Annotated in this window: 13 protein-coding genes; 3 read left to right on the forward strand and 10 right to left on the reverse strand. The window is 29.3% G+C overall.

The window, feature by feature from the left end; translation table 11 throughout:
• Nucleotides 1-69: 69 nt before the first annotated feature.
• The 5 genes from VCM48_RS11980 to VCM48_RS12000 form a co-directional block, all read right to left on the reverse strand.
• Nucleotides 70-723 (reverse strand): Crp/Fnr family transcriptional regulator, encoded by a 654-nt coding sequence (locus VCM48_RS11980; protein ID WP_482272225.1) that lies wholly within the window; start codon nt 721-723, stop codon nt 70-72.
• A complete protein-coding gene (locus VCM48_RS11985; RefSeq protein WP_482270659.1) occupies nt 723-1,133 on the reverse strand; it encodes a response regulator transcription factor in 411 nt (136 codons plus the stop codon). The genes VCM48_RS11980 and VCM48_RS11985 overlap by 1 nt, the downstream gene beginning before the upstream one ends.
• Complete coding sequence (locus VCM48_RS11990) at nt 1,130-2,353, reverse strand: PAS domain-containing sensor histidine kinase (RefSeq protein WP_482270660.1); 1,224 nt, start codon at nt 2,351-2,353, stop codon at nt 1,130-1,132. Before VCM48_RS11990 ends, VCM48_RS11985 begins: the two co-directional genes overlap by 4 nt.
• Nucleotides 2,354-2,578: 225 nt before the next feature.
• Complete coding sequence (locus tag VCM48_RS11995) at nt 2,579-3,343, reverse strand: sigma-70 family RNA polymerase sigma factor (RefSeq protein WP_482270661.1); 765 nt, start codon at nt 3,341-3,343, stop codon at nt 2,579-2,581.
• 265 nt (nt 3,344-3,608) lie between these two features.
• The gene (locus VCM48_RS12000) at nt 3,609-3,989 is read right to left on the reverse strand and encodes a hypothetical protein (protein WP_482270662.1); all 381 of its coding nucleotides are present in this window, start codon (nt 3,987-3,989) and stop codon (nt 3,609-3,611) included.
• Between the two features lie 230 nt (nt 3,990-4,219).
• On the opposite strand from VCM48_RS12000, the gene VCM48_RS12005 reads away from it, so the two are divergent.
• Nucleotides 4,220-5,644 (forward strand): PAS domain-containing protein, encoded by a 1,425-nt coding sequence (locus tag VCM48_RS12005; protein WP_274640953.1) that lies wholly within the window; start codon nt 4,220-4,222, stop codon nt 5,642-5,644.
• A 25-nt stretch (nt 5,645-5,669) separates the two neighbouring features.
• Here the strand turns inward: VCM48_RS12005 and VCM48_RS12010 are convergent, their stop codons facing one another.
• The 3 genes from VCM48_RS12010 to VCM48_RS12020 are packed head-to-tail and all read right to left on the reverse strand — an operon-like array spanning nt 5,670 to nt 8,190.
• The gene (locus VCM48_RS12010; RefSeq protein ID WP_274640954.1) at nt 5,670-6,656 is read right to left on the reverse strand and encodes an MlaD family protein; all 987 of its coding nucleotides are present in this window, start codon (nt 6,654-6,656) and stop codon (nt 5,670-5,672) included.
• A 5-nt stretch (nt 6,657-6,661) separates the two neighbouring features.
• Nucleotides 6,662-7,411, reverse strand: coding sequence for an ABC transporter ATP-binding protein (locus VCM48_RS12015; protein WP_274640955.1), 750 nt, complete (start codon nt 7,409-7,411; stop codon nt 6,662-6,664).
• Nucleotides 7,408-8,190, reverse strand: a complete 783-nt coding sequence (locus VCM48_RS12020) for an MlaE family ABC transporter permease (RefSeq protein WP_274640956.1) — start codon at nt 8,188-8,190, stop codon at nt 7,408-7,410. Before VCM48_RS12020 ends, VCM48_RS12015 begins: the two co-directional genes overlap by 4 nt.
• A 144-nt stretch (nt 8,191-8,334) precedes the next feature.
• Between VCM48_RS12020 and VCM48_RS12025 the strand changes: the two genes are divergently transcribed.
• Both VCM48_RS12025 and VCM48_RS12030 read left to right on the forward strand, forming a co-directional pair.
• Nucleotides 8,335-9,126 carry a patatin-like phospholipase family protein gene (locus VCM48_RS12025; RefSeq protein WP_274640957.1) on the forward strand — a complete coding sequence of 264 codons (792 nt, stop codon included), beginning with the start codon at nt 8,335-8,337 and terminating at the stop codon, nt 9,124-9,126.
• A 79-nt stretch (nt 9,127-9,205) separates the two neighbouring features.
• Nucleotides 9,206-10,129, forward strand: coding sequence for a L,D-transpeptidase (locus VCM48_RS12030; protein ID WP_482270663.1), 924 nt, complete (start codon nt 9,206-9,208; stop codon nt 10,127-10,129).
• 5 nt (nt 10,130-10,134) lie between these two features.
• Here VCM48_RS12030 and VCM48_RS12035 read toward each other — a convergent pair whose 3' ends face one another.
• On the reverse strand, nt 10,135-11,139 hold the full coding sequence (locus VCM48_RS12035) for a 2-hydroxyacid dehydrogenase (RefSeq protein WP_482270664.1): 1,005 nt from the start codon (nt 11,137-11,139) through the stop codon (nt 10,135-10,137).
• Nucleotides 11,140-11,285: 146 nt separating this feature from the next.
• Nucleotides 11,286-11,873 carry a Pycsar system effector family protein gene (locus VCM48_RS12040; protein WP_274640960.1) on the reverse strand — a complete coding sequence of 196 codons (588 nt, stop codon included), beginning with the start codon at nt 11,871-11,873 and terminating at the stop codon, nt 11,286-11,288.
• Nucleotides 11,874-12,168 lie beyond the last annotated feature (295 nt).

The following is a 12,168-nucleotide window of genomic DNA, read 5'->3' on the forward strand; positions in this document are numbered from 1 at the left end:
TCTTAGCCTAAACAAACCTAAAAGGAAAAATACTCATAGGAAATGATATTGGTCATAACTGTGTAGAGGTTAAAAAGATTTTAAAATATGTTGGAGCTTTTGTAGATCTATAATTTTAATGTTTCGTCCTTCAATTTTAATTATACCTTGTTTTTTAAAGTTTGACATTGCTCTAATTAAGGTTTCGGTAGCGATTCCAGCAACACTGGCTAAGTCGCTTCGAGAAATGTTTATAGGATCTTCTGTTTTGTTGTTTAGTTTTTCAGCAAATTTAAGAATAGTTAAAGCGGTTTTTTTTTGCACAGAGCTATATGCCATTTGTAATAATTGACTTTTCATTCCTTTAAGATCATTTGTTAAAAGTTCCATGAGTTCTAAAGTAACTTTATGATTTTTATTTAGAATATCTTTAAGTTTACTTTTAGTGAGGCCTATTATTTGGGTGTCTTTTATAGCTGTTGCTGTTTCTTGATATGGAATATTATGAGTAAAAGAAGTGTAACCGAATAAGTCATTTTCTTTGTAAAGCGCCATAGTTAGCTCTTTACCTCGTTCATCAAACTTATAAGATTTGACAACCCCTTTTATAACTAAAAAAATTAAGTTTGAATTATCTCCTTCTCTGTAAATAATGTCGTCTTGTTTATAATTAAAGGTAGTGCCATTGTTTTTTAAAAAAAACTTTAAATCATTTAAATTTTGTATTTCTTCTTTATTACATATTACCCCCCCCCCTTAAGTACTTTTCTTTTGTCTTTTAATATTGCAGCTTTTGCTATACGACTTTCTATTGTGTTTATAAGCTCGTCTTCATTAAAAGGTTTAGTAAGATAGTCGTCAGCTCCCATATTCATGCCCTTTCTTATGTCTTGTCGTTCTGTCTTTGCAGATAAAAAAACAAAAGGAATATATTTAGTATTGCTTTGTTTTGCTAGCTCTTGAAGTACACTATAACCATCTACTTCTGGCATTAAAATATCACAAATAATTATATCAGGAAGTGTTTCAATTGCTTTGTCTATACCAGTTTTTCCGTTAGAAGCTGTAATTACCTCATAGTTTGAGAGCTTTAGTAACTCAGAGGTGTTTTCTCTTAAAGTAGCATCATCTTCTATTAGTAAGACTTTTTTCATAGTTTAACAGTGTTAGGTAGTTCTATTGTAAAAATAGTTCCGTTTAGTTCTGTACTATCAAAGTAAATTTTACCATTTAAATTTTCCATATGGTTTTTAACAATATTTAGCCCAATACCAGTTCCTTGAGTTAGTAGAGCATTTTCAGCTCTGAAATAACGGTTAAATATGTTTTTTTGATCTTTAGCAGGAATACCTATGCCGTTATCTTTTACTTTGAATGTGGTTTTGGTATTATCTTGAGTGATACTAATATCTATTTGAGTATTTTCGGAAGAATATTTTATAGCATTATGTACTAAATTAGATAAAGCCAATTCTACAATTTTTTCATCTTGATATAAAGAGAAAGAATCAATGTTTTCTGGGTAATTTATTTTTTGTCCTTCTTTTAAGATCATATTAGCATTGTAAACCACTTCATTTACTATTTTACTTAATTTAAAAGTGCTTGGAGAGTATCTAATTTTACCTTTTTCTAGTTTGTCGATTGTTAAGAAATCATTTAAAATGTTATTGAGGTAGTGTACTTTGTCAGATATAATTTTAATATGTTTATCGCGTTTATCTTGCTGTTCTGTTAATTTGTACTTACTTAATAATATAGCAGATGTTAAAATACCGCTTAATGGAGTTTTGAATTCATGGGAAACTAGTGATAAAAAGCCTGTTTTTAATTCGTTAAGTTCTTTTTCTTTTTTTAGAGCTAACTTAGTTTTCGCTTCAGCTTTAATACGTTTTTTATTTTCTGCTTCTAAAGCAAGAACCATGTTTTTTAATTCATGAGTTCTTTTTGAAACTTTTTCTTCTAAATTTTCATTTAATGATCTAATTTTTTGTTCTTGTTCTTTACGAGTTGAAATATCTATCACCAATGCCATGACATATTTCTCTTCATAAACAGAAAAAGGATTAAGTCCTGCTTCAACAGGAAATACACTACCATTTTTACGAACACCAAAAATATCCCTGCCCTGACCCATTTGTCTTGATTCTTGTTGTTTCATAAAGTTTTTAACATGGTTCTGGTGCTCTTTATGGTAGTTTTTGGGAATTAAAATGTTAAGAGGTTGTCTTATGAGTTCTTCTTTGTCATAGCCAAACATTTTTTTAGTAGCATCATTTACTTCAACAATGTTTTGATGGCTATCAACTACTATAACACCTTCAGAAATTGAACCCAGAAGAACTTCAAAAATATCTTTACCTTGTTGGAACATTGTAAGTTAAGTTAGCTTTTAAAGGTATTAAATTACTTAAAATTAAAGTAAAAGTCAAGATTCTTTCGAGGTAAGAGTTAGGTGGTTTTGTTTAATATGTAGATTTTTATTTGGCTTGTAAGTTTACTAATGCGGATTAACTGTGAAAACAAAGCGATATAAAAGCAAAAGCTAAACTTTAATAGAAAATAGATATCTCTTACTAAAAGATTATTTTTTTTGAAATTAACTTAAGTATCTGCTGAAAAAACTTTTGCGTAATTTACTCCTAGTGTCTTCTATTAATTTACTAATTTTTTCTTTAGTAATTCCCTTAATTGTAGATATTTCGTCTAGGTTAAACTTGTATTTAGAAGAAAGTTCAAAGACTGACTGCATGTTTGTTGGTAATTTATGCAGAATCATCTGTATATGTCTTTGGGTTGTAGTTTCATCCAATTCTTTATCAAGCTTATCAATATAGTTTTGTTCTTCATCTTTAACAAAAACATGATTTAATGTATAATTATTTTTATGGTAAGAACTGTCGTCAAGTTCATCCATCATTAATAAATCACCTTCAGCGTCAGCACTAAACTTTTCTTCCATCTCATTCCATTCAGGTTTAGAGAAATCGTCAATGTTCTTAAAAAAAAGTTCATCAAATTCTTCTTCTTCAATGGTGTTTTCAAGTAATTGGTCTGCTTTTTTAAATAGCCATAAATAAAAATTATCTGCTTTTTTTACTTCATTAATGTTTTCATAGACTTCTACAAATAACTGGTCGATAAAATCATTAGCATTGTATTTGTTTTTAGGAAAGTGTCCCTTGCTAATCGCAGCAACTAGTCTTTGATTAACATACTTTTTAATACTTGGTAAAATTTTTAGTATTAATGTGTTGAAAGTTTCTTTATCTCCTTCTTCTTTTGACTTAATAAGGAGAGGAAATGCTTGTGCTACAAAGATGTGAAACTCTCGTTGCTGATAATTTATTTTAGTATTTTTCATCTGCTTTGTCAATTAGTTTAATTTTACTTTATTGGTCAGACCCTAATATTCTCTTATATTCTTCGTAGGCTTCTTTTGATATTTCACCTTTTGCAAAACGCTTTTTTAAAATATTTAACGGATTATCTTTTTTTGTTTTCTGAGTGCTATATGATACTATGAAAAGTCCTATAATGAAAATAATCCATATGAACCACCATATAACATGTATGTCAAAGGTGTATTTATAATGAAGCATGATTGTTATTTTAAAGTTTACTATTTTTTATTCATCCATAACCTCTTTGGAGTTCATCTTTTTCATGCAAGATTGTATACATTCATAATTAATCATTCCCCTTTGAAGCATCATTTGTAACATTTTATCCACTTGAGTGCTATCATTCATTATTTGATGCATCATATTTTTATTTCCGTGCATATTATTCATCATCACTCCTTTATTCATCATCATTTGCATAGCGTGCTCATTATTATGTGCTGTTTCCATAAACTCAGTCATATAGTCATGATTTTCTGTAATAGCTTTGAATATTTCAGATTTTGTTTCACGCTCTTTAAGTAGCTTTTCTACATCAGGTTTAGAGTTACAACTAACTAATATTTGTATTCCTAGAGCGAGTAAAAGAAATATTGATTTTTTCATGATATTAAAAATTCATTAATAATTATTTTATACTGTAAATCAGTAAAAGAAGGATGTTGAAAAGTAAAAAGAATTTTAGTTGTTTGAAATGATATATATCAGACTAATAAAATTGGGAAAAAGGGATTAAGTTTACTAAAAATAGTGGTTTAATTGATGGTTGTCATTTTTTATGTTTTTAAAATTCAATATATTAGTATGTTAAATGTCATATGTAAATGAAGATCCCAATGGAAAGAAAAAATTTATATGGCTATATCATAAATAGTATTATGGTTATAGCTTTAGGTGTTGTTTATTTAATAAATTTTACTACTGATAATGGTTTTTGGAATTGGGTTTCATTAGGGTTGATAGTTGTTATTTTGGGAATGTTAACAACAGTTTTTTTTATTTTAAAAGAGCAACTAAAAGCCAAAAAAAAATCGGAAGAAGAACTTTTAAAAAGTCAAAAACTATTACACTCAATAATTGACAATACAACAAATGCTATATCAGTAAAAAAGATAAATGGCGAGTATATGCTGGTGAATAAGAAGTATCAGTCAATTTTTGAAGTATATGATAAAGATTTAATAGGAAAAACGGACCACGACATTTTACCAAAAGAATTAGCAGATAGGTATCTTGACGCTGACCTGGAGGCTTTGAAGCTGGGAAAAGAAATTCAAATGGAGGAGGAGATTGAGCAGTCAGACGGAAAGCATACATATTTATCAGTAAAATTTCCTTTGTTTGATATTTCTAATAGGGTATATGCTATTGGAAGTATCTCTACAGATATTACAGAAAGAAAGACAATTATGGAATCGCAAAAGGAGGCGGATACTTTTTTCAATATTTCTACAGATAGCTTAGTTATAGCATCTAATGAGAAGTTTTTAAAAGTTAATTCTTCTTTAAGTAATCTTTTAGGGTATACAGCTGAAGAACTTTTGAATACTCCGTTTGCTACCTATATTTTTCCTGAAGATCTTGAAAAGACTGAAAAGGCAATTAAAAAGTTAGAAGAAGGCGCGAACTTAGTAAGTTTTAATAATAGATGGATTTGCAAGGATAAAAGTATTAAATGGTTGTCTTGGAATGCCACTTCAGATACAAGCACAGGAACCTTGTATGCTGTAGCTAGAGATATTACTAAAGATTTATTACTTCAAGAAGAGAGTGAAAAAAGAATTAATGAGTTGTATGAGAATCAGCAAAAGTTGAATATGATTATAGAAAACATTAGTGATGGTGTGTTAGTTGCCAATACTGATAAGCAGGTTATATTGGCTAACGAGGTTGCTAATGAGCTTTTTGGTATAGAAGATGATTCAAAAATATCTGTTGACTTTTCGGATCATTTTAAAGTGCTAAACTCATATGATGGAAAGGTTTTTCCTGTTCAAAGCCTACCAGCTGAACTAGCCTTAGAAGGTAAAATAACTAACGATATTGATGTGTTATTAATGAACAAAGAAACGAATGAAGTTAGAAGGGTTTTGTTGAGTGGAAGACCTATAATTGATAATGAAAATTATATTGCCGCTGTGGTTGTAACGATTAAAGATATAAGTAGGTATAAAAGGTTAGAAGCGGAGTTAAAAAGAAAAGACCAAGAATCAAGAAGGAAAATTGGTTTTAAAAAAGATGATTCAAAAAAGAAAGAATAATATTGCTTGAAGGGGGCAGAACAAGTTATTTATTCTTTTCGGCTTTTTTCTTTTGTCTTTCTAATTTTCTAAAATATCCTCTTGTTAAAAAGTTGTGCTTAAAAGCTTCCATATTTTCATTAAATTTTTCTGTTCCTTCGTTTATATTTTGAAGTGTGGATTTTAAACTGTTAACCAAAGAGGTGTCTTTAGTGATGTAGTTAAAAGCTCCTTTACTTGAGTTAAAATCATCAACCAAAACATTAATATTTTCTACAAGGCTATCAATTTTTACACTTGATGCATCAATGTTATTTAAGATAGATTTTAATTTTTTACCTGAAATAGAATCATTAATTAACACCCCTAAAACGGTGTCGTCGTCTGTTTTTAACGAAGTTATAACTTGGTTTAATTCATTAATTGTACTAGATGCTTGGTAACTTATTTTCTTTAAGTTGCTAACAGACTGTTTCATGTCTTTTGCCATAATGGTATCGTTCAGTAAAACTCCTAAAGTACCTTTACCTTCTAATAGTTTGTCGGTTATTTTTAAGAGATCGGCAGTAAGTATTGCTGCATTTTTATTGGTAACACTTAAGGTGTTTAAAATATCATCTGTTCCAATTTTGTTATAAGACCTAATGACATCTCCATTTTTAATTAAAGCTTCTGTTTTTTTTCCTGGAACGATATTTACAATCATATTCCCAACTAACCCGTCAGAACCTATAGTTGCAACAGCATTTTTCTTTATATGAATGGCTATTTTTTTATCAATTACCATATTTACTTTTATGGTAGAATCATTAATCATAGTTATGTCTTTTACAGTCCCTATGTTTATTCCTGAGTAACGAACATTATTTCCGTTTTGTAATCCATTAACATTTTGAAAGTAAGCACTAATAGTAAAGTTTTCTTGAAACATACTTTGACGTTGCCCGATGAGGTATATAGCAAAAACAAAAAGAATTGTACCTATAGATACAAATAATCCTAACCTAAATTTTTGTGAGTTTGTTGTTTTCATAATTTTTATTTAAAAAAAGCTTTAATCTTAGGATCTTCAGAGTTAGATAATTCTTTAAATGTTCCTGTAGCATAATCAATACCGTCAATAAGTAAGATCATTCTATCTGAAATAACACGTGCACAATCTACATCGTGGGTAATAATTAGCGATGATGTGTTGTATTTCTTTTGAATATCTTGCATTAAGATAATAATTTCTTTCGCAGTAATAGGGTCCAGTCCACTTGTAGGTTCGTCATATAAAATAATTTTTGGCTGTAGAATAAGGGTTCGTGCTAAAGCAATTCGTCGTTTCATACCTCCAGACAATTCAGAAGGCATCATGTCTATTGTGTGGACTAATCCAACATTTTTTAAAGCTTCAACAACCAGTTTTTCTGTGTTAATTAATTTTTTATTCTTTCTTGTACGACCTCGCAATGGAAATTCTAAATTTTCACGGACAGTCATAGAGTCATATAGTGCGCTACCTTGAAATAGAAAACCTATGTCGGTTCGTAAAATATCTAAAGCCTCTTGGTCTAGTTTGGTTATATCGTGATGCATCACTGAAATAATCCCTTCATCAGCTTCCATTAAACCTACTAAACATTTAATCATAACCGATTTTCCAGACCCTGATTTTCCCATGACTACTAAATTTTCACCTTCATAAAGGCTCATGTTAAATCCATTAAGCACATGGTTGTCTCCAAAAGCTTTGTATAAGTCTTTAATTTCTAGAACTACTTTTTTGTTAAGGGTATTTGTCATAATTCAAAAAAGATATCAGTTACAAAAACGGCTATAAAATCAATAATAAAAAGTAATAAAGAAGCAGTTACAACAGCTGTGTTTGTAGCTTTACCAACACCAGCAGTTCCTTTTTTACAGTTATACCCCTTAAAGCAACCAATAATTCCTATTGCAGCTCCAAAGAAAAAGGACTTTATTGTAGCTGGAACTACGTCTCCAAACTTTATAGCATCAAATACTTGATTAAAATACAAAATAAAAGAGACATCTCCTTTTGTGCTTTCAACTAAAAAAGACCCAAGCAAAGCAACAGTATCAGCTATAATTACTAGTAAAGGGAGCATGAGAGTAACGGCTAAAACTCGGGTAACTACTAGATATTTAAAAGGATTTATGCCAGAAACTTCCATAGCATCTATTTGTTCGGTAACACGCATAGAACCTAATTCGGCGCTAATACCAGAACCTATTTTACCTGCACATACTAAAGCAGTGATTATAGGGCCTATTTCTCTTATAATTGAAATACCAACCATAGAAGGCATCCAAGATACAGCACCAAACTCCATTAAAGTTGGGCGAGTTTGCAAAGTAAGAACTAAACCTATTATAAAACCAGTAATACTAACTAATAGTAACGAACGATAACCTATTTGATAACATTGTAACATTAGTTCCTTTAATTCAAAAGGACGTTTAAAAGCTTCTTTAAAGAAACGAGCTGTAAAAAATACTAATTCTCCAATTTCTATAAAAAATGACTTTAGCTGCTTAGTTAAGATATCAAAGCGTAGCATAAGTTAAGTTTAATGTTATTATTAAATATATATTGATCAAAAGGTGTTTAAAATGATAAAAATCATATTAAGAAACTGATAGATATCATTTCAAATAAAATATTTTGATTATAAATTTAAGTATAAATTTTAAGTAAATGTGTTATGAGTATAGGGTTAGTTCTTTCAGGTGGAGGTAGTAGAGGTATTGCTCATGTTGGAGCGATAAAAGCTTTAGAAGAGTTTGGGCTTTTTCCAACACATATTTCAGGGTCTAGTGTAGGAGCTGTAGTCGGCTCATTATATGCTTATGGTTATGACTGGAAAGATATGTTAGAGTTTTTTAAAAGTGTTCAAATATTAGATATTAAAAAATATGCATATAGAAAGCCTGGGCTTATTGATACTGAAAAGTTTTATAAACAGTTTAATGCTTATTTAAAGGAAGATAATTTTAACCATCTTGAAAAATCATTAGTAATTACAGCAACAGATATTTTAAAAGGAATTCTAAAAACATTTAACGCAGGAGAGCTTATAAGACCTGTATTGGCATCTGCAGCTTTTCCTGGTGTTTTTGCTCCCGTAAAAATTAACAATTCTTATTATATAGATGGAGGAACACTTAATAATTTTCCAGTAGGGTTATTAAAACCGCAATGCGATATAATAATAGGGAGTTATGTAAATGGTTTCAGTCCTGTAACCATTAAAGAATTAAAATATTCTCATAACGTTATGAAGCGTGCTTTTAGACTTAAATATTTTAAGGATGATTATGCAAAATTTAATGATTGTACTCTGGTAATTTCATCAAAAAAAATAAGTAAGTATGGTATTTTTGATAAAAAACATCTTGATGAAATTTTCACTATTGGTTATGATAAAGCGAGAGAGGTGCTTACCAATCAATTTATACTTAAACAAGCGGCAAGTTTAAAGAAAGCTATAAATTGATAATTATCATTTAACAAAGTTACTAGAGAACTTATCTTTATTAAATAACAACGATAAGTATAAAGGTCAACAACAAAGCATGTCTAAGATATTAAAAATTACTTTTACCCTTGCATTCATGATTACCTTAAAGGTTTGTCTTTTAAGAGATGAAAACACTATTTCAAAGGGAAAAGCAATTGATGATAAAGCTATAGCTCAATCTACATTACCAATTATGGTTAAAGTTTGTAACAACATTATTGTAGAAAATTATTTTGAGTATATAGATTCTATTGTCAAAAAGTATGATTCATTAGTTCCTTATACGTTGACAGAGCATCTCTTAGTTAGGTCAAACCCTTGGGTTATAGATACACTTCAAAATACTGATTATTATAGGATGAAAGCTATGGATTCTTTTGTTTTTAGTCAGAAAAAAATGATTGTCTTGCCTATGGGATCATTAATAGTAATCCCTGATTCTACGGCAGCAAAAAAGGTGCTTAATTCTTTTCAAAAGACAAGTATAGATATTAATATTCCTGAATTTAAACTTAGAATATATGAAGATTCTCTAAAGTTATATGACTTTCCTATAAGAGTAGGAAGAAATGAAAAAAAATACTTAAAAATGTCTGACAGGATAGAGGATTTAAAAACGAAGACAGGTAAAGGTTTTATTGTGAATTATGTTCGAAAACCACGTTATGTAAATCCAGTTAATAATCATGAGTATTTTACTACTAAAAGAGATGATGATAAAAGAACTGAGCTACCTCAAATTCCTTTTATTGAAACAGAAATAAATGGTATACGTAATGGGCAAATGATACATCCAACAACAAACCCTATAACTTTAGGAAAAGCGTATTCTCATGGTTGTATTGGAACAAGGGAGGCAGATGCTTGGGTTATTTATTATTATGCGCCAATTGGTACAAAAATAAAGATAAGATACGATTTGGAAATCTTAGATAAAGACAGGCAAAAAAAATATTTTAATAATATTTATAAGAAATAAGGTTCTTATTTAAAAACTTTGTAACTGAGTTCGTTTTCTGTTGCTTTTTTGTTATTCCAACAATTTAGATTGTAAATAGTAGTGCTAGCAATATTGGTTATTGCTTCATTGGTTAAAAAGGCATGGTGGCCAGTAATAAGTACATTTGGCATAGCTATTAATTTTACTAAAAGCTTATCCTCATGAGCTTTTTGAGAGTCATTACTAAAAAAAATACCTTTTTCTTTTTCGTATACATCAATGCCTAAAGCTCCAATTTTTCCGTTTTCTAATCCTACTATTATATGTTCTGTATTAATAACGGCACCTCTGGCTGTGTTGATAATAATAACACCTTTTTTCATTTCAAAAATCAAGTCACTGTTAATTAGATGATAGGTTTCTTTAGTTAAAGGTGTGTGTAAAGAAATAACATCAGCCTTTTTGCATAAAGTTTTTAAAGATACATATTGTAACTGATAAGTATCAACAAGCTCTTTATTCTCTTTAATATCGTGTCCTAATAATTTACATCCAAAACCATGCATAATTTTACACATAATAGAGCCTATTTTTCCCGTTCCAACAATACCAATTGTCTTGTTGTTTAAATCAAAACCAATAAGGTTCTCTTGAGCAAAGTTAAAATTACTTATACGCTTGTTAGACTCAATCAACTTTCTATCTAAAGCTAGCAAAAGTGCAGTAGCGTGTTCAGCAATAGCATAAGGAGAATAAGCAGGTACATTAGCTACCTTAATATTGAGGTTGGAGGCAGTTTTTAGATCTACATTGTCGTATCCTGCCGATCTTAAAGTTATATACTTAATTCCTAAGCTATCCAATTTTGTTATGATAGTGGAGTCAGCTTCATCTGCTGCAAATATAGATACTGCATCATATCCTTTAGCTAATGTCACTGTTTTTAATGATAAAGCTTCTTTTAAGAATGTTAGCTGAAGCTTTTCTTTATTAGCTTTTTTTAAGTGAGGTATTTCAAAGCTTTTGGAACTATATACAAGTACTTTCATGATAAAAATAATTAGTTGAGTTTAATCTAAAATATTGATTAATAGGTTTGTTTTCAATGATATTTGTCATTTTTAAATAGTGAGTTTAATATAGGGGCTTGAGTTTTTATTGATAATGAAAGAATAGAAGCTTTTATTGAAAAAACTTAAACATTAGCAAAAAAGAGTACTATAATTAAAATAAGAAGTCCTATTAAAAAACTACTATAGGCTAGTTCTAAATAAAAATAACCACGTTTCATTTCTTTTTCTAATAAAAACATGGTTCGAACTTGATTCCCTATTTGTAATTCTTGACTATTTAAAACTTTGTTGTAAGCTTTTTCATACTCTTCTAAAGTTTTACCGCTAGACATACCAATCATAAAAAGGTTTTCTTCTCTTTTCTTGTATTTAGAAACAACATCTCTTTTAAACCTCTTGTAAAAGGCTAAACTATTAGGTTTAGAAGCTAATATGGAGAATATTAAAGAAGTAAACGATGTTATAATTAGAATAACTGCAATTTTAATACCGAAGTGAATTTCGGTAATATAGTTAAAGAAAATAACAGATGCTGAAAGTATTGTAGCGTTTACTTTTAGCATAATTGCTGCTTTTCTATCAATTAAGTTTAGAGTGCTGAGGTAGAATTTATTTTGATTTCTTTGATAAGTAGCGAAAGATTTCCTAGGCTCTTTTTTTGTAGCAAATAAGCCTATACTTTCTTTAAGTTCGGTTTCTTTAGTAGTCATCTCTATAAAGTTTGTGCGATAAAGATTTACTGAGAGTGCTATAACTAATGAAGAGTTGTAAGTGTTAGTTTTGTTTCATTCTGTCTGTTTGTTGTTGATTAATTCAACACGTTGGTTATACTGTAAAATTAAATCGCTAGTAAATTGATAATTTATTCTTAGAAAAAAAAATTCGAGGAGTGACTTAAAGATACGAAAAAAATATGTGTTTTTATTTTTTTGGTGTTGAAAATGAGTTGTCTGTAGTTTTTGGTTTGGTGAATGATTGAAAAAAAGATGAATTAAAAATTAATAG

Source organism: Tenacibaculum sp. DPLXC6 (assembly GCF_056815515.1).